This window comes from Pseudomonas sp. AD21 (genome assembly GCF_002878485.1).
GTDB lineage: Bacteria > Pseudomonadota > Gammaproteobacteria > Pseudomonadales > Pseudomonadaceae > Aquipseudomonas.
Map to the genome: position 1 here is coordinate 165,993 of NZ_NQYG01000001.1, position 22,884 is coordinate 188,876.

General features: G+C 58.4%; 20 protein-coding genes. 5 read left to right on the plus strand and 15 right to left on the minus strand.

What is annotated here, in order from left to right; all coding sequences use genetic code 11:
- Positions 1-52 precede the first annotated feature (52 nt).
- The 14 genes from rfbA to mtnA all read right to left on the minus strand — a co-directional run bounded on the left by rfbA (position 53) and on the right by mtnA (position 16,856).
- Positions 53-940, minus strand: coding sequence for a glucose-1-phosphate thymidylyltransferase RfbA (gene rfbA, locus PseAD21_RS00775; protein ID WP_102354075.1), 888 nt, complete (start codon positions 938-940; stop codon positions 53-55).
- Entirely contained in the window at positions 937-1,830 is an 894-nt protein-coding gene (gene rfbD / locus PseAD21_RS00780) for a dTDP-4-dehydrorhamnose reductase (RefSeq protein WP_102354076.1), read from the minus strand. Before rfbD ends, rfbA begins: the two co-directional genes overlap by 4 nt.
- Entirely contained in the window at positions 1,827-2,903 is a 1,077-nt protein-coding gene (gene rfbB, locus PseAD21_RS00785; RefSeq protein ID WP_102354077.1) for a dTDP-glucose 4,6-dehydratase, read from the minus strand. The genes rfbD and rfbB overlap by 4 nt, the downstream gene beginning before the upstream one ends.
- 206 nt (positions 2,904-3,109) lie before the next feature.
- Entirely contained in the window at positions 3,110-3,352 is a 243-nt protein-coding gene (locus PseAD21_RS00790; protein ID WP_102354078.1) for a LapA family protein, read from the minus strand.
- 27 nt (positions 3,353-3,379) lie between these two features.
- Positions 3,380-3,676 (minus strand): integration host factor subunit beta, encoded by a 297-nt coding sequence (ihfB, locus tag PseAD21_RS00795; protein WP_003189779.1) that lies wholly within the window; start codon positions 3,674-3,676, stop codon positions 3,380-3,382.
- Positions 3,677-3,829: 153 nt separating this feature from the next.
- The gene (locus PseAD21_RS00800; RefSeq protein ID WP_102354079.1) at positions 3,830-4,108 is read right to left on the minus strand and encodes a hypothetical protein; all 279 of its coding nucleotides are present in this window, start codon (positions 4,106-4,108) and stop codon (positions 3,830-3,832) included.
- A gap of 212 nt (positions 4,109-4,320) precedes the next feature.
- Positions 4,321-6,003, minus strand: coding sequence for a 30S ribosomal protein S1 (rpsA, locus tag PseAD21_RS00805; RefSeq protein WP_025113090.1), 1,683 nt, complete (start codon positions 6,001-6,003; stop codon positions 4,321-4,323).
- Between the two features lie 119 nt (positions 6,004-6,122).
- Positions 6,123-6,812, minus strand: a complete 690-nt coding sequence (cmk, locus tag PseAD21_RS00810) for a (d)CMP kinase (RefSeq protein ID WP_064391442.1) — start codon at positions 6,810-6,812, stop codon at positions 6,123-6,125.
- Positions 6,809-9,016, minus strand: a complete 2,208-nt coding sequence (locus PseAD21_RS00815; RefSeq protein WP_256588087.1) for a bifunctional prephenate dehydrogenase/3-phosphoshikimate 1-carboxyvinyltransferase — start codon at positions 9,014-9,016, stop codon at positions 6,809-6,811. The genes cmk and PseAD21_RS00815 overlap by 4 nt, the downstream gene beginning before the upstream one ends.
- Positions 9,017-9,044: 28 nt before the next feature.
- Positions 9,045-10,145 carry a histidinol-phosphate transaminase gene (gene hisC / locus PseAD21_RS00820; protein WP_102354081.1) on the minus strand — a complete coding sequence of 367 codons (1,101 nt, stop codon included), beginning with the start codon at positions 10,143-10,145 and terminating at the stop codon, positions 9,045-9,047.
- Between the two features lie 13 nt (positions 10,146-10,158).
- Positions 10,159-11,253 (minus strand): prephenate dehydratase, encoded by a 1,095-nt coding sequence (gene pheA / locus PseAD21_RS00825; protein ID WP_025113086.1) that lies wholly within the window; start codon positions 11,251-11,253, stop codon positions 10,159-10,161.
- Positions 11,253-12,338 (minus strand): 3-phosphoserine/phosphohydroxythreonine transaminase, encoded by a 1,086-nt coding sequence (gene serC / locus PseAD21_RS00830; RefSeq protein ID WP_102354082.1) that lies wholly within the window; start codon positions 12,336-12,338, stop codon positions 11,253-11,255. Before serC ends, pheA begins: the two co-directional genes overlap by 1 nt.
- 240 nt (positions 12,339-12,578) lie before the next feature.
- Positions 12,579-15,353 carry a DNA gyrase subunit A gene (gene gyrA, locus PseAD21_RS00840; RefSeq protein ID WP_102354084.1) on the minus strand — a complete coding sequence of 925 codons (2,775 nt, stop codon included), beginning with the start codon at positions 15,351-15,353 and terminating at the stop codon, positions 12,579-12,581.
- A 426-nt stretch (positions 15,354-15,779) separates the two neighbouring features.
- The gene (gene mtnA, locus PseAD21_RS00845; protein ID WP_102354085.1) at positions 15,780-16,856 is read right to left on the minus strand and encodes an S-methyl-5-thioribose-1-phosphate isomerase; all 1,077 of its coding nucleotides are present in this window, start codon (positions 16,854-16,856) and stop codon (positions 15,780-15,782) included.
- 108 nt (positions 16,857-16,964) lie between these two features.
- Between mtnA and PseAD21_RS00850 the strand changes: the two genes are divergently transcribed.
- The 5 genes from PseAD21_RS00850 to PseAD21_RS00870 all read left to right on the plus strand — a co-directional run bounded on the left by PseAD21_RS00850 (position 16,965) and on the right by PseAD21_RS00870 (position 21,928).
- Entirely contained in the window at positions 16,965-18,299 is a 1,335-nt protein-coding gene (locus tag PseAD21_RS00850; protein WP_102354086.1) for a TRZ/ATZ family hydrolase, read from the plus strand.
- 57 nt (positions 18,300-18,356) lie between these two features.
- The gene (gene ubiG, locus PseAD21_RS00855; RefSeq protein WP_102354087.1) at positions 18,357-19,055 is read left to right on the plus strand and encodes a bifunctional 2-polyprenyl-6-hydroxyphenol methylase/3-demethylubiquinol 3-O-methyltransferase UbiG; all 699 of its coding nucleotides are present in this window, start codon (positions 18,357-18,359) and stop codon (positions 19,053-19,055) included.
- 4 nt (positions 19,056-19,059) lie between these two features.
- A complete protein-coding gene (gene mupP / locus PseAD21_RS00860; RefSeq protein WP_102354088.1) occupies positions 19,060-19,731 on the plus strand; it encodes an N-acetylmuramic acid 6-phosphate phosphatase MupP in 672 nt (223 codons plus the stop codon).
- A 167-nt stretch (positions 19,732-19,898) separates the two neighbouring features.
- A complete protein-coding gene (locus tag PseAD21_RS00865; RefSeq protein WP_102354089.1) occupies positions 19,899-20,639 on the plus strand; it encodes a YciK family oxidoreductase in 741 nt (246 codons plus the stop codon).
- A 362-nt stretch (positions 20,640-21,001) separates the two neighbouring features.
- Positions 21,002-21,928 (plus strand): GGDEF domain-containing protein, encoded by a 927-nt coding sequence (locus tag PseAD21_RS00870; protein ID WP_102354090.1) that lies wholly within the window; start codon positions 21,002-21,004, stop codon positions 21,926-21,928.
- Between the two features lie 140 nt (positions 21,929-22,068).
- Here PseAD21_RS00870 and PseAD21_RS00875 read toward each other — a convergent pair whose 3' ends face one another.
- Positions 22,069-22,863, minus strand: a complete 795-nt coding sequence (locus tag PseAD21_RS00875) for a TenA family transcriptional regulator (protein ID WP_102354091.1) — start codon at positions 22,861-22,863, stop codon at positions 22,069-22,071.
- Between the last annotated feature and the right edge of the window lie 21 nt (positions 22,864-22,884).

A 22,884-nucleotide genomic window follows, 5' to 3' on the forward strand; every position in this document is an offset into this window, starting at 1 on the left:
TGCTCCGAACCCGTCCCAAGCCAACCCAACCCAACCAACCTCAGAACAACCATCAGAGAGAGCCGTTCAAGAGCCTTTGCAGATACTGTCCGTAGCCCGTTTTCTTCAGGCGCTCGGCCTGAACCTTCAACATGTCATCAGTGATCCAGCCGCTGTTGAATGCTATCTCTTCAAGGCAAGCCACTTTCAGGCCTTGCCGCTCTTCAATGGTACGGACGAAATGACTCGCCTCCAGTAGAGACTCATGCGTTCCAGTATCCAACCAGGCAAAACCGCGACCTAGGATTTCTACGCTGAGCGCCTTACGCTCCAAGTAAGCGAGATTAACGTCGGTTATTTCCAACTCCCCCCTCTCTGAGGGCTTGATACGTTTAGCAATTTCAACAACATCATTGTCGTAGAAATAGAGGCCGGTAATTGCATAGTTGGACTTTGGTTTCAGAGGCTTTTCTTCAATACTGAGCGCACGGCCATTGACATCAAAGTCAACAACACCAAACCGTCCTGGGTCGGACACGTGATAACCGAAGACTGTAGCCCCCGTACTCTGAAGACTGGCCGCTCGTAAATTATCCGAGAAATGCTGCCCATAAAAAATATTGTCGCCCAGAATCAAACAGCATGGGTCTGTCCCGATAAACTCTTCGCCGATTATAAACGCCTGCGCAAGACCATCAGGATTGGGCTGTTCTGCGTAAGTCAGGGTTATGCCATATTGACTACCATCCCCCAACAACTTGCGAAAGCACGGCAAATCCTCGGGAGTGGTGATTATCAAAATTTCACGCATACCTGCCAGCATCAACACAGACAGCGGGTAAAAGATCATCGGCTTGTCGTAGATAGGAAGCATCTGCTTGGACACACCCAGCGTCAACGGATGCAAACGGGTACCCGAACCACCGGCGAGGATGATGCCCTTGCGATTTTTTGCGGTCATTTATTTAGAACTTCCATAAGCATTCGGGTTACACCACTTCGCCAATCCGGCAAGCACATAGAAAATTTGTCACGCAGCATCTGCGTATTCAATCGTGAATTCAGGGGGCGCCGAGCAGGTGTCGGATAGGCGATTGTATCGACAGGGTTTACCACTTCTACCCGAAGCTCCTCGCCATGTCTTTTGGCAAAGTCAAAAACATAATCAGCATAGCCATACCAAGAAACTTCTCCAGCAGCCGCCAAATGATAAAGCCCGGACAACTCCGGACACCGAAGCACATTCTGGATGGCTAACGCAGTGACATCTGCAATCAAGTCAGCACCGGTAGGCGCGCCTACTTGATCCGCGACAAGATTCAGACTTTCATGCTCCTTTGCCAACCTCAGCATGGTTTTGGCGAAGTTATTACCGCGGGCGCCATACACCCAGCTTGTGCGAAAGATAAGATGCCTGCAGCCGGAATCGATGATTAATTGCTCACCTGCAAGCTTACTGGCGCCGTAGTGATTCACCGGGGCCACAGCATCAGTCTCGAGCCAAGGCAAGCTCCCCCGACCATCGAAGACGTAATCTGTCGAATAATGAATCAGCCACGCTCCAAGCGCTTTCACCTCTTCTGCCAATACCCCGCTGGCTCGACCATTTACAAGGTCAGCCAACTCAGTCTCGGTTTCGGCCTTATCGACTGCCGTGTAAGCAGCCGCGTTGACTACAATATCGGGCTTCAGTGCACGAATCGTCGCTCGCAGAGCATCAATATTACTCAAGTCTCCGCAGAGACCATCTGTCACATGGCGATCAAGGGCGATCAACTCCCCGAGCGGTGTCAGAGAACGCTGCAACTCCCAGCCTACTTGCCCATTTTTCCCCAAGAGAAGAATTTTCATGCCTTGCCCGAACGATCCGTATAGTTCTGATCAATCCACTGCTGATAGCTACCACTTTTCACGCGCACTACCCATTCAGCATTATTCAGATACCACTCCACGGTCTTGCGGATTCCAGTCTCAAACGTTTCCACCGGCGACCAACCGAGCTCGCGCTGAATCTTGCTTGCATCTATAGCGTATCGCCGATCATGACCTGGACGGTCCTGCACGTAAGTTATCAAGCCGGCATGAGGACGATGAGCCGATTGCGGACGCAGCTCATCAAGCAGTGAGCAAAGGGTATGCACCACTTCGATATTCTGCATCTCGTTGTGACCACCGATGTTGTAGGTCTCGCCGACGACGCCTTCAGTGACGACTTTATAGAGCGCACGAGCATGATCCTCAACATACAGCCAATCACGCACCTGATTACCTTTGCCATAGACCGGTAACGCCTTGCCTTCCAAGGCATTGAGTATGATCAGCGGAATCAGCTTTTCCGGAAAATGATAGGGCCCGTAGTTATTCGAGCAGTTGGTGACTAAAATTGGCAAGCCATACGTGCGAGCCCAAGCGCGAACCAAGTGATCGGAGCTGGCCTTACTGGCCGAGTACGGCGAACTTGGCTGATAAGGCGTAGTTTCGGTGAACAGATCTTCGGGACCGTCCAGATCACCATACACCTCATCAGTCGAAATATGATGAAAACGAAAGCCTGCCTTCCGCTCCTCATTCAGCGCACTCCAGTAATTACGTGCGGCCTCCAGGAGCGTGTAGGTACCGACAATGTTGGTCTGAATGAAGTCCGAAGGGCCGGAGATGGATCGATCTACGTGGGATTCCGCGGCCAAATGCATGATCGCGCCGGGCTGGTGCTCGCGCAAAATTCGATCAATTTGATCGCGATCACAAATGTCTACGCGCTCGAAGGCATAGCGGGCACTTTGACTCACCTCTGCCAATGACTCCAGATTACCGGCGTAAGTCAGCTTGTCGACATTAACGACAGCGTCGCCGGTATTGGAAATGATGTGACGGATGACTGCTGAGCCAATAAACCCGGCGCCGCCGGTTACTAGAATTTTCACGCGGTACCATGCCCTTGCGCTGCTGACAGCGCCTGAAGGAGCGCCGTCCAATCCATGAATGCAGAAGCCTTCTATCACAGACCTCTGTCAAATTCAGCCTAATTCGATGAAGTTATTCACCGCTCAGGCAAGGATCGCATTTTACAGGTAAATAGGCGCTTTACTATTGGATACAGACAATCCGCAGAGCAAAGCCAAGAGCACCGTCACTGCGCCAAGGGCTTGCGCGCAACTCGAGATGGGCGAGCCAAAAACCAACCAACTATCGGCCCGACCACCATTCCGACAAGCAGCGCCAGAACGACTATCAGGGAAACTGGCAACTGAGGCCCAGCCCACCCCAAAAACAATAACGCTACAGGCTGCTGATTCTCGAGCACGAACGCCAGAATCACCAATACCAACAATAAAATGAAAACACCAAGAAGTATGCGCTTGAGGTTACGCATGAGTAACTCCTTGAGAAATAGCGACTGTCAAACCCCCTCCTCCTCTTCCTCGTTCACTCGATCGCGCAATTCCTTGCCCGGCTTGAAATGCGGAACAAACTTGCCGTCCAGACTGACAGACTGCCCAGTCTTCGGGTTACGACCGACGCGTGGCGCACGGTAATGCAGAGAGAAGCTGCCAAACCCACGGATCTCGATGCGATCACCAGTGGCCAGACATTGGGACATTTGTTCAAGCATGGTCTTGATGGCCAGCTCCACATCCTTGGATGAGAGCAGCCCTTGATGGGTGACAATTCGTTCGATCAACTCCGACTTCGTCATATTTTTCCCTTCTTTTTCAAGCAGCTAGATCAGCGCTTGAAAGGTTTTAGCACGCCCGGAAGATTTTGAACAGCCCAGGGATTGACATATCTTCCTCGGCGTCGAAACGCCCATTTTCAGGACACAAGAGCACCAAACCGGATCAGCGCGCAGTCAGCGACACATCACCAGCATGGTTCGGGTTACATAGCCTGCGGGATTGAAGCCAAATGGAAACTCATCGTCATCCTTTGCGTCATCTGATCGAGTGATCACTTTATAACCCGCCCCCTTGCACTCCTTCGCCGCACGCCTTTGGCACTTCTCCCACCCCGAGCCCAAGCCGGAACAGTCGATCTCGATACCGCTGACCCCACGCACCGCATGCGTCTTGGCACTCGTGGTACAGCCAGCCAATACCAACACCGCCATGAAGACTATAAATCTGTTCATCCACTTCCTTATGCCAGGCAACGCCCGACTACTGCACGACTAACACCTAGCTTAGTCGCGAATAGGCGATTGATCCGATTAAAGAAACAGACAACCAGGCAACGGGATTGGTTTCACCTCCAACCCAATACATCCAGGTCGCACCACACCCGCCAAATCGCAGGCACAAAAAAGGGCGACCGAAGTCGCCCTTTTTCATGATCAAGCAGAACTTAGTTCTGTTTGGCCATTGCTTGCTTCAGCAGAGCAGCCATAGTGGTATCGGCTGGAGCTTCCTGAACAGAGTTCAGGCTCTGGATAGCTTCTTTCTCTTCAGCATCGTCTTTCGATTTGATCGACAGCTGGATTACGCGGCTCTTGCGATCAACGCTGATGATCTTGGCTTCTACTTGCTGGCCTTCTTTCAGAACGTTGCGCGCGTCTTCAACGCGGTCACGGCTGATTTCGGAGGCTTTCAGAGTCGCTTCGATATCGTCGGCCAGAACGATGATGGCGCCTTTGGCGTCAACTTCTTTCACGGTGCCAGTAACGATTGCGCCTTTGTCGTTAACCGAGACGTACTCGGAGAACGGATCGCTTTCCAGTTGCTTGATGCCCAGGGAGATGCGCTCGCGCTCTGGGTCAACCGACAGGATAACGGTGTCCAGCTCGTCGCCCTTCTTGAAACGACGAACAGCTTCTTCGCCAACTTCGTTCCAGGAGATGTCGGACAGGTGAACCAGACCGTCGATGCCGCCGTCCAGACCAATGAAGATACCGAAATCGGTGATCGACTTGATGGTGCCGGAGATCTTGTCGCCCTTGTTGAACTGGCCAGAGAAGTCTTCCCACGGGTTCGACTTGCACTGCTTGATGCCCAGGGAGATACGACGACGCTCTTCGTCGATGTCCAGAACCATGACTTCCACTTCGTCGCCGACTTGTACGACTTTCGAAGGGTGGATGTTCTTGTTGGTCCAGTCCATTTCCGAAACGTGTACCAGACCTTCAACGCCTTCTTCCAGCTCAGCGAAGCAGCCGTAGTCGGTCAGGTTGGTTACACGAGCGGTAACGCGAGTGCTTTCTGGGTAACGGGCTTTGATAGCAACCCATGGATCTTCGCCCAGTTGCTTCAGGCCCAGGGAAACACGGTTGCGTTCGCGATCGTATTTCAGAACCTTGACGTCGATTTCGTCACCAACGTTGACGATCTCGGAAGGATGCTTGATGCGCTTCCAGGCCATGTCGGTGATGTGCAGCAGGCCGTCCACGCCACCCAGATCGACGAATGCGCCGTAATCGGTGAGGTTTTTGACGATACCTTTGACTTGCTGGCCTTCCTGCAGGGATTCCAGCAGAGCTTCACGCTCGGCGGAGTTCTCGGCTTCCAGGACGCTGCGACGGGAAACGACAACGTTGTTGCGCTTCTGGTCCAGCTTGATGACCTTGAATTCCAGCTCTTTGCCTTCCAGGTGCGTGGTGTCGCGCACTGGACGGACGTCAACCAGGGAACCTGGCAGGAACGCACGGATGCCGTTAACGTCGACAGTGAAGCCGCCTTTAACCTTACCGTTGATAACGCCCTTGACCACTTCCTCAGCTGCGAAGGCTGCTTCCAGAACGATCCAGCATTCAGCGCGCTTGGCTTTTTCACGGGACAGCTTGGTTTCACCGAAACCGTCTTCAACCGAGTCCAGAGCAACGTGAACTTCGTCACCGACATTGATAGTCAGATCGCCAGCGTCGTTGTAGAACTGCTCAAGCGGGATGAGTGCTTCAGACTTCAGGCCAGCGTGAACGGTTACCCAGCGAGCCTGGTAATCGATATCAACGATAACACCGGTGATGATGGAGCCTGCCTGAAGGTTCAGGGTTTTTAGGCTTTCTTCAAAGAGTTCCGCAAAGCTTTCGCTCATTTTAATTCCTGTAAATGAGGGCGAAGGATACGCCCATCTCCACACCCCAGACGGTGTGGGTTAGTTTCATATAAAAGAAGCGCTGCAGGACTATGACTGGTCCCCTGCGGCCTTCTTGGTCACCCGGCGATATCGCGAATGGCGATCTCGCTCATGATGCGTTCAAGCACCTGATCGATGGACAACTCCGTGGAATCCAGCTGTATCGCATCAGCCGCCGGCTTGAGCGGGGCTACTGCGCGCTGGGTATCACGCTCGTCGCGTGCACGGATCTCATCTAGCAGACTCGACAGACTAACACCCTCGACTTTGCCCTTCAACTGCAAATATCGACGGCGCGCCCTCTCCTCGGCACTGGCGGTCAGGAAAATCTTCAGCGGCGCATCAGGAAAAACCACCGTTCCCATGTCGCGACCGTCGGCCACCAGGCCCGGCGCCTCCTGAAAAGCACGCTGGCGCTGCAGCAGCGCCTCGCGCACGGCGGGCAATGCAGCCACTTGCGAGGCGCCGGAGCCGACGCTTTCGGTGCGGATGACATCGCTGACTTCGTCGCCTTCCAGAATGATTCGCTGCAACTGACCTTCGGTCGCCGCAATGAACTGAACATCCAGATGAGCGGCGAGTTTCTTCAGCAGCTCTTCATTGGTCAGATCCACACCGTGGTTGTGCGCAGCAAATGCCAGCAAGCGGTACAACGCACCGGAATCCAGCAGGTTCCAGCCCAGACGCTTGGCCAGAATCCCGGCTACGGTGCCTTTGCCCGAGCCGCTTGGCCCATCAATGGTGATGACCGGTGCAATGTTTTTCACGACTGAGCCTCTTGCGCCACACGAATACCGACCTGCCCGCACAGCGCGAGGAAGTTGGGGAACGACGTCGCGACGTTGGCGCAATCATGGATGCGGATCGGTGCGGTGGCACGCAGGGAGGCCACACTAAATGCCATCGCGATACGGTGATCGCCATGACCATGCACTTCGCCGCCGCCAATCTGGCCGCCGTCGATGATGATACCGTCCGGGGTTGGCTGGCATTTCACGCCCAGCGCCAACAGACCGTCCGCCATCACCTGAATACGATCCGATTCCTTGACCCGCAACTCTTCGGCGCCAGTCAGTACGGTACGTCCTTCAGCACAGGCAGCAGCCACGAACAGCACCGGGAATTCGTCGATAGCCAGCGGAACCAGCTCTTCAGGAATCTCGATACCTTTGAGTTTAGCTGCTCGCACGCGCAGGTCAGCCACCGGCTCGCCGCCGACTTCACGCTGGTTTTCCAGAGTGATGTCAGCGCCCATCAGACGCAGGATGTCGATGACGCCGGTGCGGGTCGGGTTGATGCCGACGTGCTCGAGCACCAGTTCCGAACCTTCGGCGATCGAGGCCGCGACGAGGAAGAACGCCGACGACGAGATGTCGCCCGGCACTTCAATGTGAGTTGCGGTAAGTTTGCCGCCGGTTTCAACCGAAGCCGTAGCGCCTTCAACGCTGACCGGGTAGCCGAAGCCACGCAGCATGCGTTCGGTGTGGTCGCGAGTCGGAGCCGGCTCGGTCACGGTGGTCTTGCCTTCAGCGTACAGACCGGCGAGCAGCAGGCAGGATTTCACCTGCGCACTGGCCATCGGCATGGTGTAGGTCAGGCCCTTGAGCTTGTGGCCGCCGCGGATGGTCATCGGTGGACGACCTTCGGCGGCGGTTTCGATCACGGCGCCCATTTCACGCAGCGGATTGGCCACGCGATTCATTGGACGCTTGGACAGCGAAGCATCGCCCGTCAGCGTGCTGTCGAAGTTCTGCGCAGCCAGCAGGCCGGACAGCAGACGCATCGAGGTGCCGGAGTTGCCCAGATAGATCGGGCCCGGCGCAGGTTTCAGACCGTGCAGGCCGACACCGTGAATGGTCACGCGACCGTGGTGCGGACCTTCAATGACCACGCCCATGTCACGGAACGCTTGCAAGGTCGCCAGAGCGTCTTCGCCCTCAAGGAAACCTTCGACTTCGGTCACGCCTTCGGCCAGTGAGCCGAGCATGATCGAGCGATGGGAAATCGATTTGTCACCTGGTACGCGAATCCGACCGGACAGGCGGCCACCAGGTTGAGCCAGGAAAATCAGATCGTTGGAATTCATAGCGTCCACATAGGCCCTGCGGGCCAGGATTTTACTGAAATGCTCGCGGGCAACCCGGGCGCGCGTGAAGACGCCCAACAATTGGTGCCCATCCCCTGCATCGACCGCGTCGCGCAAGGCGTCGAGGTCGCTGCGAAATGTATCGAGTGTGCGCAGGACAGCCTCGCGATTGGCGAGGAAGATGTCGTGCCACATCACCGGGTCGCTTCCGGCGATTCTTGTGAAATCGCGGAAACCGCCCGCAGCGTAACGGAAGATCTCAAGGTTTTCATTGCGTTTGGCCAACGAGTCGACCAGACCGAAAGCCAGCAGGTGCGGCAAATGGCTGGTCGCAGCCAGCACTTCATCGTGACGCTCGACCTGCATGTGCTCGACGTCGGCGCCCAATTCGCGCCACAAGCGATCAACCACCGCCAGTGCGGCCGGGTCGGTTTGCTCGAGCGGCGTCAGAATCACCTTGTGCCGACGGAACAGCTCGGAGTTGGAAGCTTCCACCCCGCTCTGCTCGGAGCCGGCAATCGGATGGCCCGGGACGAAACGCGCCGGCATGCCGCCGAACGCTTCGGTCGCCGCACGCACCACATTGCCCTTGGCGCTGCCGACATCGGTCAGAATCGCCTGACCCAGATCAACGCTCGCCAAACGGGCCAGCACTTTCTCCATGGCCAGGATCGGCACCGCCAGTTGAATCACGTCGGCGCCCTGACAGGCAGCGATCAGGTCGTCCTCACAACGATCCACCACACCCAACTCGACTGCCAGCTTGCGCGATTGCGGATCGAGATCGACCCCGACCACTTCGCGGCAGATACCGCTTTCACGCAAGCCTTTGGCAAACGAACCACCGATCAACCCCAGACCGACCACCACAAGGCGACCGATCATAGGTGCAGCAGATTGCAGAGCAGTGACATCACCCACGAGCCAGAACCTTACGCAGCGCTTCGAGGAAGCGGCTGTTTTCCGCCGGCAGACCGATGGTCACCCGCAAATGGTTCGGCATGCCGTAGTTGGCCACCGGACGCACGATCACGCCTTCGCGCAGCAGGCCCTGGAAAACCGGCGCAGCTACCTGACCGAGGTCGACGCAGATGAAGTTGCCTTTGGACTCGATCCAGCTCAGGCCCAGCTCACGGAAACCGGCTTGCAGCTGCTGCATGCCCGATTCGTTGAGCTGACGGCTTTGCGCCAGATACTCTTCGTCCTTCAACGCCGCGCAGGCTGCCGCCAAAGCGAGGCTGTTGACGTTGAATGGCTGACGAACGCGGTTCAGCACGTCAGCAACAACCGGAGTCGACAGACCATAACCCACGCGCAACGCCGCCAGACCATAAGCCTTGGAGAAAGTGCGCGAAACCAGCAGGTTCGGATACGCCGCGAGGAAGTCCAGACCGTCCGGCAGGTCACTGCCTTCGGCGTACTCGATGTACGCCTCATCCAGCACCACCAGCACGTGCTCCGGTACGTCCTGCAGGAACTCGTCCAGCGCTTCGGCGCCGAACCAGGTGCCGGTCGGGTTGTTCGGGTTGGCGATGAACACCACGCGGGTGTTGGCATCGATGGCCGCGAGCATTGCCGGCAGGTCATGCCCCCAATCTTTGGCCGGAACCACTTTGGCCTCAGCACCCACCGCCTGGGTCGCGATCGGGTAAACGGCGAACGCATGCTCGCTGAATACCGCGTTCAGGCCCGGCGCCAGATAGGCGCGCGCCACCAGCTCGAGAATGTCGTTGGAACCGTTACCCAGAGTCACCTGATTCAGCTCGACGCGGCACTGCTCGGCCAGCAGGGATTTCAGCGCGAAGCCGTTGCCGTCCGGATAGCGGGTCAGCTCGGTCAGCGCTTCGCGGATTGCCGCCAGCGCTTTCGGGCTGGCGCCCAGCGGATTTTCGTTGCTCGCCAGTTTGACGATTTTGGCCGGATCCAGGTCCAGCTCGTCCACAGGCTTGCCCGGAACGTACGGCGAAAGTTGTTGCACGCCCGGCTGTGCCAGAGCGAGGAAGTTGCCACTCATTTGCTACCGCCCCTTAGAGAACTGCTTTCGGGTAGGAACCCAGCACTTTGAGTGCTACCGCTTCCTGACTGATCTTTTCCAGCACACTCTTGACCAATGGGTCGCGGTGGTGGCCGACGAAGTCAATGAAGAACACATACGTCCATTTGCCACTGCGCGACGGACGGGTTTCGATACGAGTCAGGTCGATGCCATTGTCGTGGAACGGCACCAGCAACTCGTGGAGCGCGCCAGGCTTGTTGCTCATCGAGACGATGATCGAGGTCTTGTCGTCGCCAGTCGGCGGCACTTCCTGGTTGCCGATCATCAGGAAGCGCGTCGAGTTGTCAGGACGGTCTTCGATCTTCTCGGCCAGACGCGTCAGGCCATACAAACCTGCGGCCATGTCGCCGGCAATCGCCGCCGAGTTCCACTCACCCTTGACCCGTTTCGCCGCTTCGGCGTTGCTGGACACCGCCACGCGCTCGACATTCGGATAATGTGCATCCAGCCACTTGCGGCACTGGGCCAGCGACTGGGCGTGGGAATAGATACGACTGATGCTGTCGGTCTTGGTGTTTTCACCAACCAACAGGTGATGGTGAATACGCAGCTCGACTTCGCCACAGATCACCATGTCGTGCTCGAGGAAACTGTCGAGGGTGTGATTGACCGCGCCTTCGGTGGAGTTCTCCACCGGCACCACGCCAAAATTCACCGCACCGGCTGCCACTTCACGGAAGACTTCGTCGATCGCCGCCATCGGCTTGCTGATCACCGCGTGACCGAAGTGCTTCATGGCCGCGGCCTGGGTGAAGGTGCCTTCAGGGCCGAGGTAAGCCACTTTAAGCGGCTGCTCCAGCGCCAGACACGAAGACATGATTTCGCGGAACAACCGCGCCATCTCTTCGTTACCCAGCGGCCCCTGATTACGCTCCATCACGCGCTTGAGCACCTGAGCTTCGCGCTCGGGACGATAGAACACCGGCACTTCGCCTTCGGCCAGCGAGGCCATCTTTACTCGCGCGACTTCCTGGGCGCAACGCGCACGCTCACTGATCAGCTCGAGGACTTTGGTGTCCAGAGCGTCGATGCGAACGCGCAGTGCCTTGAGTTCTTGCTCGGACATCAGCCGTGTTCCTTCTCGAATTCAGCCATGTACGCCACCAGCGCGTTGACGGCGTTGATGTCGACGGCGTTGTAGATGGAGGCGCGCATACCGCCCACGGAGCGGTGGCCCTTGAGGTTGAGCAGACCGCGCGCGTCGGCACCGGCCAGGAACGGCTTGTCCAGACGATCGTCAGCCAGACGGAACGGCACGTTCATCCACGAGCGATCCGACTTGTTGATCGGGTTGCTGTAGAGGCCGCTGGCGTCGATGAAGCCGTACAGCGTGCGCTGCTTGGCGTCATTGAGTTTGGCGATCGCTTCGACGCCACCCTGCTCTTTCAGCCACTGGAAGACCAGACCGGACAGGTACCAGGCCAGGGTCGGCGGGGTGTTGTACATCGAGCCGTTATCGGCCGCGACTTTGTAGTCGAGCATGGTCGGGCACAGCGCACGCGCCTTGCCCAGCAGGTCTTCGCGGATGATGTTGACGACGATGCCGCTCGGGCCGATGTTCTTCTGCGCGCCGGCGTAGATCATGCCGAAACGCGAGATATCGACCGGACGCGAGAGAATGTCCGAGGACATGTCGGCCACCAGCGGCACATCACCGGTTTCCGGGATCCACTGGAATTCCAGACCGCCGATGGTTTCGTTTGGCGCGTAGTGAACATAAGCGGCGTCTTTCGACAGGTTCCACTCGTTCTGGCCCGGGATGGCGAAATAATCGTAAGGCTTGGCGGTAGCGGCGACGTTGACGCGGCCGTAACGCGAGGCTTCTTCAATGGCTTTCTGCGACCAGATACCGGTGTCGATGTAATCGGCAGAACCGTTTTCCGGCAGCAGGTTCAGTGGAATCTGCGCAAATTGCTGGCTGGCGCCACCTTGCAGAAACAGCACTTTATAGTTCGACGGGATATTCAGCAGGTCACGCAGATCCTGCTCGGCCTGGGTGGCAATGGACACGAACTCATCGCTGCGATGGCTCATTTCCATGACCGACAAACCTTTGCCGTGCCAATCAAGGAGTTCACCTTGAGCACGTTGCAGGACAGCTTCAGGAAGCGCCGCAGGACCGGCGCAGAAGTTATAGGCTCGCTTGCTCACATCCAATCTCGCTCTGATTTGATATCACGCATTAAATCGCATTAATCGTCGACACCGGAACGGCACTGAAGCGCATCCCCCTGTAGGAGTGAGCCTGCTCGCGATTGCATCACTGCGGTGTTTCAGATGCACCGCGGCGCCTGCATCGCGAGCAGGCTCACTCCTACAAGAGATCTCCGATGTTTCATACCGGACAAATAACAAGGGGGCGAATTTTCATCCGCCCCCTCGCTTATCCGCTTATTCCTGCGGCTCTTCGTCAGCTGCGGCGTCGAGTTGCTGGTCTTCGGCAGCATCGTCGTTCACGACAGAGCCTTCGAATTCCTCACCCTCTTCACCTTCAAACTCTTCACCTTCGACTTCCGAAGGCTCCTGAACCCGCTCCAGACCGACCAGGGTTTCATCCTTGGCCAGCTTGATCAGGGTCACGCCCTGCGTGTTACGACCCAGGCTCGACACTTCGTCGACACGGGTACGCACCAGGGTGCCCTGATCGGAGATCAGCATGATTTCTTCGCCGTCCTGCACCTGAACCGCACCGACCAGACGGCCGTTACGCTCGTTGCTGACCATGGCGATAACGCCCTGACCGCCACGCTTGTATTCAGGGAACTCGGTGATGGCTGTACGCTTGCCATAACCGCGCTCGGAAGCGGTGAGGATCTCGCTGCCTTCTTCCGGGATCAGCATGGAGATCAGCTTCTGCCCTTCCGGCAGACGCATGCCACGCACACCGCGAGCGGTACGGCCCATGGCACGAACTTCAGATTCCTTGAAGCGCGTCACTTTACCGCCATCGGAGAACAGCATGATTTCCTGCTCGCCATCAGTGATGGCTGCGGAAATCAGGATGTCACCTTCGTCCAACTCCAGCGCGATCAGACCGACGCTGCGCTGACGACTGAAGGCCACCAGAGGAGTCTTCTTCACGGTACCGTTAGCGGTCGACATGAAGATGAACGGAGCCTTCTTGCGGTCAGCAGCCTTGATACGCGCACGACGCTCTTCGTCGGTCTCGTTGCTGTTTTCGATTTCTTCTACGTCAGTCTCGGCACCTTCAGCCTCTTCTTCGTCAGCCTGACGCTTCATGGCTTCGAGATCGACCGGCAGCATCGTGGTGATGTATTCGCCTTCGCTCAACGGCAACAGGTTGACCAACGGACGGCCACGGGCAGCACGGGATGCTTCCGGAATTTCGTAGGTCTTGAGCCAGTAAACCTTGCCCTTGCTGGAGAACAGCAGCAGCGTGGTGTGGCTGTTGGCAACCAGCAGGTGAGCGATGTAGTCCTCATCCTTGACGCCGGTCGCCGACTTGCCCTTGCCGCCACGACGCTGAGCCTGGTACGCAGCCAGCGGCTGGGTCTTGGCGTAGCCACCGTGGGAAATGGTCACGACGCGCTCTTCTTCCGGGATCATGTCACCCAGGGTCAGGTCGAGACGCGCATCGAGAATTTCGGTGCGACGCACGTCGCCGTATTCGGCACGGATCACTTCCAGTTCTTCGCGGATCACTTCCATCAGACGCACAGCGCTGTTGAGGATGCGGATCAGCTCGCCGATCTGGTTGAGGATCTCTTGATACTCGGCCAGCAGCTTCTCGTGTTCCAGACCGGTCAGACGGTGCAGACGCAGTTCCAGAATGGCTTGCGCCTGCTCTGGCGACAGGAAGTACTTGCCTTCGCGCAGACCGTATTGCGGATCGAGGTTTTCCGGACGGCACGAATCGGCACCGGCACGTTCCACCATCGCCACCACGGCCGAGGATTCCCACGGCGTGCTGACCAGCGCTTCTTTTGCTTCCGACGGGGTCGGCGAAGCCTTGATCAGGGCGATGACCGGGTCGATGTTCGACAGGGCAACGGCCTGCCCTTCGAGAATGTGACCACGCTCACGAGCCTTGCGCAGTTCGAACACGGTACGGCGGGTAACCACTTCGCGACGGTGACGGACGAAGGCTTCCAGCAGATCCTTGAGGTTAAGGATGCGTGGACGACCGTCGATCAGCGCCACGATGTTGATGCCGAATACCGATTGCAGCTGGGTCTGGGCGTAGAGGTTGTTGAGGATCACCTCAGGCACTTCACCGCGACGCAGTTCGATCACGACGCGCATACCGTCCTTGTCGGACTCGTCGCGCAGTTCAGTGATGCCTTCGAGCTTCTTCTCTTTTACCAGCTCGGCGATCTTCTCGATCAGACGCGCCTTGTTCAGTTGGTAAGGCAGCTCAGTGATGACGATCTGCTGACGGCCACCGACTTTGTCGATGTCTTCGATGATCGAGCGGGCACGCATGTAAATGCGCCCGCGACCGGTGCGGTAGGCTTCGATGATGCCGGCACGACCGTTGATGATCGCGGCAGTCGGGAAGTCCGGACCGGGGATGTATTGCATCAGCTCATCGACGGTCAGCTCAGGGTTGTCGATGAGGGCCAGGCAACCGTCGATGACTTCACCGAGGTTGTGCGGCGGAATGTTGGTCGCCATGCCCACGGCGATACCACTGGAACCGTTGACCAGCAGGTTGGGGATACGGGTCGGCATGACCGCCGGGATCATTTCGGTGCCGTCGTAGTTCGGCACCCAATCCACGGTTTCTTTGTGCAGGTCAGCCAGCAGCTCGTGCGCCAGCTTGGTCATGCGCACTTCGGTGTATCGCATGGCCGCAGCGTTGTCGCCGTCGACCGAACCGAAGTTGCCCTGACCGTCGACCAGCAGGTAGCGCAGGGAGAAAGGCTGAGCCATACGAACGATGGTGTCGTACACCGCAGTATCACCGTGCGGGTGATACTTACCGATCACGTCGCCGACAACACGGGCAGATTTCTTGTACGGCTTGTTGAAGTCGTTGCCCAGCTCGCTCATCGCGAACAGTACGCGACGGTGCACGGGCTTGAGGCCATCGCGCGCATCCGGCAGTGCACGGCCGACGATTACGCTCATTGCGTAGTCGAGGTAGGACTGTTTCAGCTCGTCTTCGATATTGACCGGGAGGATTTCTTTGGCCAGTTCGCCCATGAGAAGCCTGATTCCTTTTTCTGGTGAAACTTCGTCATGTCCATATGGGATGAACGAAGCTCGTCGGGGCAGGCTGAGTGCCGTGCGCCGACTTACGACAAATCAACTGGTTGAACCGTGGATTTGCGCAGTAAAGACAGCTCCGTGAAGCTGCCTCGGAAAACGCCGGATGTTATCACAAGAGCCGCCACGCACCTATCCCCCAGATGCGCATGGAGCATAGTTAGTTGACCGATGACAGGCGTAAAGGGGACGAGAGAGGCTCAGAGCCGCTGCGAATGCAGAATCGGGGGTTAATTTACCGATGTTTATTGACTTTTAGGGACCCTTCGCGAGCAAGCTCGCTCCCACAATGTTCTGTGGCGGTCACAAAACCTGTGGGAGCGAGCCTGCTCGCGAAGGGGGCGACGCAGGATTCAAGCCCCGTCAATGCAGGCGCTTACGGCACATCAACTGGGCCATTTTCGCCGTATCCGGACGCTCGACGATGCCCTTCTCCGTCACGATCGCATCGATCAGATCCGCCGGGGTCACGTCAAACACCGGGTTGAATGCCTCGACATCCGCGCCGACCCGCTTGCCACCCACTTCCAGCAACTCGGCACCGTCACGCTCCTCGATCGGGATCTCGTCGCCACTGGCCAGGTTCATGTCGATGGTCGAGCTCGGCGCCACCACCATGAACCGCACGCCGTGGTGCATGGCGTTGACTGCCAGTTGATAGGTGCCGATCTTGTTCGCCACGTCGCCATTGGCGGTGATGCGGTCAGCGCCGACGATCACCCAGGTCACGCCCTTGGTTTTCATGATGTGCGCGGCGGCGGAGTCGGCATTGAGCGTTACCGGAATGCCTTCGTTCGCCAGCTCCCACGCAGTCAGACGCGAGCCCTGCAGCCACGGCCGGGTTTCGTCGGCATAGACCCGCTCGACCATGCCTTCAAGGTAAGCCGCGCGAATCACCCCCAGCGCCGTACCGAAACCGCCAGTGGCCAGCGCGCCAGTGTTGCAGTGGGTCAGGATCGCCTGGGCGTTGCCCTGATGCTTGCGGATCAGATCGACACCAAGCTGGGCCATGGTCAGGTTGGCTTCGCGGTCGCTTTCATGAATGGCGATGGCCTCGGCTTCCAGCGCCGCCAACGGATCGGCGTTGCCCTTCAGTCGATCCAGTCGGTCGTGCATACGATTCAGCGCCCAGAACAGGTTGACCGCGGTCGGGCGGGAATCCGCCAGCAGCGCGAAATCCTCTTCCAGCGCTGCGTACCAGTCTCCGCCTTGCGCCACGCGGGCACGGGCCGCCAGCACCATGCCATAGGCCGCGCTGATGCCGATGGCCGGCGCGCCTCGCACCACCATCGAACGAATCGCCTCAGCCACGCCGGCAGCGCTGGTGTAGGCAATCCAGGTTTCTTCGAACGGCAAAATACGCTGATCCAGCAGGTGGAGCGCGCCATCTCGCCAATCGATGGCCTTTACTTTCTCCGCAGCCAACAGTCGATCGCGCATCCCTCACCCCGCACTCATGAACAAAAGCCGCCGATTATAGCGATCCCCCCGCGAAGACGCTCGGGTATACTTCGCCATCCTTTACAAAAGCACTGGAACCGACCCTCGATGCCGAAACCTGCCATTGCGCTCGACTTACTATTACTGCCAACCTGGCTGGTACCCGTCGAACCCGCAGGCGTTGTGCTCAAGGAGCACGGCCTGGGCATCCGCGACGGTCGCATCGTGTTTATCGGCCCACGCGCCGAAGCACTGAAGTGTAACGCCACTGAAATCCGTGAATTGCCGGACGTGCTCCTGGCCCCAGGTTTGATCAACGCCCACGGCCATGCGGCGATGACCCTGTTCCGTGGCCTGGCCGACGATCTGCCACTGATGACCTGGCTGGAAAACCACATCTGGCCGGCCGAGGCCAAATGGGTCGATGAAGATTTCGTGCGTGATGGCACCGATCTGGCGATTGCCGAGCAGATCAAAGGTGGCATCACCTGCTTCTCGGACATGTATTTCTTCCCGAAAGTCGCCAGCGAGCGCGTGCACAACAGCGGTATTCGCGCGCAGATCGCGATTCCGATCCTCGATTTCCCGATCCCGGGCGCCAGCAGTGCCGATGAGGCCATTCGTCAGGGCGTCGAGCTGTTCGGCGATCTGAAGCATCACGACCGGATCAAGATCACTTTCGGCCCTCATGCACCCTACACCGTGGGCGACGAGAATCTGGAAAAAATCCGCGTGATTGCCGAAGAGCTGGACGCGTCGATCCACATGCATGTCCACGAAACCGCCTTCGAAGTGCAGCAATCGCTGGAACAGCGCGGTGAGCGGCCACTGGCCCGTCTCGATCGTCTGGGCTTGCTCGGTCCGCGCTTCCAGGCGGTGCACATGACCCAGATCAGCGATGACGATCTCGCATTGCTGGTAGAAAGCAACACCAGCGTGATCCACTGTCCCGAGTCGAATCTCAAGCTGGCCAGCGGTTTCTGCCTGGTGGAGCGCCTGTGGCAGGCCGGGGTCAATGTGGCAGTCGGCACCGATGGCGCGGCGAGTAACAACGATCTCGACCTGCTCGGCGAAACCCGCACCGCCGCCCTGCTGGCCAAAGCCGTCGCCGGTTCGGCCACTGCGCTGGACGCCCATCGCGCGCTGCGCATGGCCACGCTCAACGGCGCCCGCGCATTGGGCATCGAAGCGCAGGTCGGCTCGCTGGAGATTGGCAAAGCCGCCGACATCGTCGCCTTCGACCTGTCCGGCCTGGCCCAGCAACCGGTCTACGACCCGGTCTCGCAGCTTATATATGCCACCGGCCGCGATTGCGTGAAACACCTGTGGGTCGCCGGCAAACAGTTACTCGACGACCGGCGCCTGACCCGCCTGGATGAACAACAGCTGGGCGCTACCGCCCGAGCCTGGGGCCAGCGCATCAGCGGCCATACCGAATCGTAAACACCCCGGCGCAGACTCCGGGGCTACAGCCTTTTTCAAGTTTTAGAGGAATACATCATGAGCAACGTCGACCACGCCGAAATCGCCAAATTCGAAGCCCTGGCCCATCGCTGGTGGGACCGCGAAAGCGAGTTCAAACCGCTGCACGACATCAACCCGCTGCGGGTGAACTGGATTGACGAGCGGGTCAATCTGGCCGGCAAGAAGGTCCTCGACGTCGGTTGCGGCGGCGGCATCCTCAGCGAAGCCATGGCTCAACGCGGCGCAACCGTGATGGGTATCGATATGGGCGAAGCGCCACTGGCGGTCGCACAGTTGCATCAGCTGGAATCCGGCGTCAGCGTCGAATACCGCCAGATCACCGCCGAAGCCCTGGCCGAGGAAATGCCCGAGCAGTTCGACGTCGTGACTTGCCTGGAAATGCTGGAACACGTGCCGGACCCGTCGTCGGTGATCCGCGCCTGCTTCCGCATGGTCAAGCCGGGTGGCCAGGTGTTCTTCTCGACCATCAACCGCAACCCGAAGGCGTATCTGTTCGCCATCGTCGGCGCCGAATACATCATGAAGCTGCTGCCGCGCGGCACCCACGACTTCAAGAAATTCATCCGCCCTTCCGAGCTGGGCGCCTGGAGCCGCATCGCCGGCCTGACCGTCAAGGACATCATCGGCCTGACCTACAACCCGCTGACCAAGCACTACAAGCTGGCCAACGATGTTGACGTCAACTACATGATCCAGACCCTGCGCGAGGAGTAAGCCGATGGCCATCAGAGCAGTTCTTTTCGACATGGACGGCACCCTGCTCGACACCGCGCCGGATTTCATCGCCATTTGCCAGGCGATGCGCGCGGATCGTGGCTTGCCGCCGATGAATGACCAGCACATCCGCGACGAGATCTCCGGCGGCGCCAAAGCCATGGTCGCCGTGACCTTTTCGATGGACCCGGAATCGCCGGGGTTCGAGGAACTGCGCCTGGATTTTCTCGAGCGCTATCTGGTGGGTTGTGCGGTGCACAGCAAACTGTTCGACGGCATGGGCGAACTGTTGGCAGATATCGAAAAGGCCAACCTGATCTGGGGCGTGGTCACCAACAAGCCGCTGCGCTTTGCCGAGCCGATCATGCAACAGCTGGGGCTGGCCGAGCGTTCGGCGCTGCTGATCTGCCCGGATCACGTGAAGAACAGCAAGCCGGACCCGGAACCGTTGATCCTCGCGTGCAAGATGCTTGATCTGGATCCATCGACCGTTCTGTTTGTCGGCGATGATCTGCGCGATATCGAATCCGGGCGCGATGCCGGCACTAAAACGGCCGCCGTGACCTACGGCTACATCCATCCGGACGACAACCCGCGGCACTGGGGCGCGGATGTGGTGGTGGATCATCCGCTGGAATTGCGCAAGGTGCTTGATAGCGCGCTCTGCAGCTGCTGAAAACGGCCGTTGTAGCGAGGGGATTTATCCCCGATGGGTTGCCAAGCAGCCCCCGCATTCTTTCAGGTCGATTCGCCATGCAGGTTTACGACTGCTTCGCAGCCGGTCGAGGATAAATCCCCTCACCACAGGGAAGCAGGTCTTCATGAATGGATTGTGAGGTTTTTATGTTTGATTACTCCGCTCGTCCCGAATTGCTCAAGGACCGGGTCATTCTGGTCACCGGTGCCGGTCGCGGCATCGGCGCGGCGGCCGCGAAAACCTATGCCGCCCACGGCGCCACGGTGCTGTTGCTGGGCAAGACCGAAGCCAATCTGACGCAGGTCTACGACGAGATCGAAGCGGCAGGCCATCCGCAACCGGCAGTGATCCCGTTCAACCTCGAGACCGCTCTGCCCCATCAGTACGATGAGCTGGCGGCGATGATCGAGACCGAATTCGGCCATCTCGACGGCCTGCTGCACAACGCCTCGATCATTGGTCCGCGCACGCCGATCGAACAGCTGTCGGGCGAGAACTTCATGCGGGTCATGCACGTCAACGTCAACGCCATGTTCATGCTGACCAGCACCCTGCTGCCGTTGCTCAAGCTGTCGCAGGACGCCTCGGTGGTGTTCACCTCCAGCAGCGTCGGACGCAAGGGCCGGGCCTACTGGGGTGCCTATGGGGTATCGAAGTTCGCCACCGAAGGCCTGATGCAAACCCTGGCCGATGAAGTCGACGGCGTGGCACCGGTACGCTCCAACAGCATCAACCCAGGCGGCACCCGCACCAGCATGCGTGCCCAGGCTTACCCGGGAGAAAATCCGCTGAACAATCCGACCCCGGAAGAGATCATGCCGCTGTACCTGTACCTGATGGGCCCGGACAGCACGGGCATCAATGGCCAGGCATTCAACGCGCAATAACTGCCATACGTCGCTTTTGTTGCCGTGGCGGATTACCGTCGCGGCACACAATTGCCGCTTCCCGTCATCACGCTTCAGTCAAATATCCGCCACCCAAGCTCAAAGCAAAACGCCATCCCATTGATTTACAACGGTTTAAATTTACATGAACCGAATGGCATGACTTTCGCTCTAATTTTCCTCAAAGCATGCCGTGTGAAAGCACTGGGGCCAGGCCGATTTCGATAGCTGACTAATCGTCATCAGGCAGACTAAACTTACGCCAAATGTCCTACGGGACTGATGGATCAGTATGACGCGCAGCCCATAGCCGCTCTCACCCAGCCTGTAAGACAGACTTACTGCTTAGGGGCTCACGCCATATGAAATCACCCTCCCAGACCAATGCAATTGACTTTGACAGTGCCAAATTGCAACGCCTGGGCTTTGGTCTGCTGCCTCCACTTCTGGAACGCCCGGCCAGTCTGGCGCAATTGCGCCAGCAAATGAGCCTGCAACTGCAAACCAGTCTTGAACCGCAACGCATCCTCGGTCTGTTTTTTCGCGAAGTTCAGCACCTCGTGCCGCTCGACGCCTTGAGCTATGTGCATCAGGGCAGCGACCTGCGCCTGGAGTTCGGCGCACGCGGTCATCATTCGGTCAGCTACAGCCTCAGCCATGAAGGCGAGCATCTGGGCGAGCTGGTGTTTCGCCGCAACCAGCGCTTCAGCGAGCAGGAACAGGGCAACCTCGAATCGCTGCTGTCGTCGCTATTGTTCCCGATGCGCAACGCCCTGCTCTACCGCGCCGCGACACAAAGCGCACTGCGCGACCCGTTGACCGGAACCGGCAACCGGATCGCCATGGAACAGACCCTGCAACGCGAGATCGACATGTCGCGGCGGCACCTGCAACCGTTGTCGGTGCTGATGCTCGACATCGACCACTTCAAACGAGTCAACGACAGCCACGGACACAGTGCCGGGGACGACGTGCTCAAGGCGGTGGCAGCGTCGATCAAGGGCCAGTTGCGCAACGTCGACATGGTGTTTCGCTATGGCGGGGAAGAGTTTCTGATCCTGCTGTCCAACACCGGGCGGGAGGCGGCAGCAATGGTCGGCGAGCGCCTGCGCCATGCCGCACAAGCCGCGGAATACTTCGCTGACGGCCATTTGATTGACCTGACCGTGAGCCTCGGATGCTCGACCCTGCTGCCGGGGGAATCGGCCGACAGCCTGCTGCGCCGCGCCGACAGCGCGTTGTATGTGGCCAAGCGCGAAGGTCGTAATCGCCTGGCGATGGCTGGCTAACGTCTGTTGACCACCGCAAAACAAATGCAGGAGCGGGCTTGCTCGCGAATGCGATCTGACATTCAACATCCAGTTGACTGAAAGTCCGCCTTCGCGAGCAAGCCCGCTCCCACATTTTTGCTGTGTGTTTCGCCGCTTGATCAGCTCTCGACTACAACCCGACGCTCTCGGCCGACCAACAGACGCTCCGAGGTTTCCAGTTGCATGCAGCGCTCAAGGAACAGGTACATGTAGTCGTAACTCTTGCAGACCGCCTGACGCAGTTCGGTCTGCAATGCCTTGCTCGGGTTCATCCCCGCCAGCGTACAGATGATTTCCAGCGCTTCCCAGGGATGGGCGTCGTCATACTGGGCATGCATCTTCAGCCACTTCATGGCGCGCTTGCGCTCCTCTTCAGGGAACGCCGCGGCGTATACGCCAGTGGAGCAGACGAGTGCCGACCATTCCCCGGTCGCGCCTTCGATTGCATAGTTGGTGGCGGCAATGGCAACGATCAGCGAATCCGCCGAACTTGTATGCCAGCACCAGTGACTCAGGGCATGCAGCTCGGGCGGTACTTGCTGGGCCTGCAGATCCTCCAGGCTCACCCCATGCGCGCGGCTCCAGTTCAGCCAATAGTCGGCATGGTTGAGCTCGACGCGGATGTTGCGCATCAGCCAGCGGCGCGCCATGTCCTCCCCAGGATGGCGGGCAAATTTGGTCTTGGTCAGGTTCTGCGCCATATACAACGCAAACTGTTCAACGACCGGCCAGCCCCCGATCAGGTACTGACGCATGGTCTTGGCGCTGAGCTTGTTATCGCGCATGCGCAGGTACAGTTCATGTTCGACAACCCGGCGCTTGCTCTCGCTGCAATCCACAATGAGCTGTTGTGCCCAGGCAGGATAACTTGCAGCTTCCATGAGTGGTCCGGTTCGGTTGAATGTGTCGATCACTGTTCGGCTCCTTTTGATTTG

What these genes read in the sequence shown, in the direction of transcription:
- PseAD21_RS00850 (WP_102354086.1), top strand. Translation starts at nt 16,965, where the DNA reads ATGCCGAAACCTGCCATTGCGCTCGACTTACTATTACTGCCAACCTGG.
- PseAD21_RS00790 (WP_102354078.1), bottom strand. Translation starts at nt 3,352, where the DNA reads ATGCGTAACCTCAAGCGCATACTTCTTGGTGTTTTCATTTTATTGTTG.
- gyrA (WP_102354084.1), bottom strand. Translation starts at nt 15,353, where the DNA reads ATGGGCGAACTGGCCAAAGAAATCCTCCCGGTCAATATCGAAGACGAG.
- hisC (WP_102354081.1), bottom strand. Translation starts at nt 10,145, where the DNA reads ATGAGTGGCAACTTCCTCGCTCTGGCACAGCCGGGCGTGCAACAACTT.
- rfbA (WP_102354075.1), bottom strand. Translation starts at nt 940, where the DNA reads ATGACCGCAAAAAATCGCAAGGGCATCATCCTCGCCGGTGGTTCGGGT.
- PseAD21_RS00865 (WP_102354089.1), top strand. Translation starts at nt 19,899, where the DNA reads ATGTTTGATTACTCCGCTCGTCCCGAATTGCTCAAGGACCGGGTCATT.
- rfbD (WP_102354076.1), bottom strand. Translation starts at nt 1,830, where the DNA reads ATGAAAATTCTTCTCTTGGGGAAAAATGGGCAAGTAGGCTGGGAGTTG.
- PseAD21_RS00800 (WP_102354079.1), bottom strand. Translation starts at nt 4,108, where the DNA reads ATGAACAGATTTATAGTCTTCATGGCGGTGTTGGTATTGGCTGGCTGT.
- PseAD21_RS00870 (WP_102354090.1), top strand. Translation starts at nt 21,002, where the DNA reads ATGAAATCACCCTCCCAGACCAATGCAATTGACTTTGACAGTGCCAAA.
- ihfB (WP_003189779.1), bottom strand. Translation starts at nt 3,676, where the DNA reads ATGACGAAGTCGGAGTTGATCGAACGAATTGTCACCCATCAAGGGCTG.
- pheA (WP_025113086.1), bottom strand. Translation starts at nt 11,253, where the DNA reads ATGTCCGAGCAAGAACTCAAGGCACTGCGCGTTCGCATCGACGCTCTG.
- mtnA (WP_102354085.1), bottom strand. Translation starts at nt 16,856, where the DNA reads ATGCGCGATCGACTGTTGGCTGCGGAGAAAGTAAAGGCCATCGATTGG.
- PseAD21_RS00815 (WP_256588087.1), bottom strand. Translation starts at nt 9,016, where the DNA reads ATGATCGGTCGCCTTGTGGTGGTCGGTCTGGGGTTGATCGGTGGTTCG.
- rpsA (WP_025113090.1), bottom strand. Translation starts at nt 6,003, where the DNA reads ATGAGCGAAAGCTTTGCGGAACTCTTTGAAGAAAGCCTAAAAACCCTG.
- mupP (WP_102354088.1), top strand. Translation starts at nt 19,060, where the DNA reads ATGGCCATCAGAGCAGTTCTTTTCGACATGGACGGCACCCTGCTCGAC.
- ubiG (WP_102354087.1), top strand. Translation starts at nt 18,357, where the DNA reads ATGAGCAACGTCGACCACGCCGAAATCGCCAAATTCGAAGCCCTGGCC.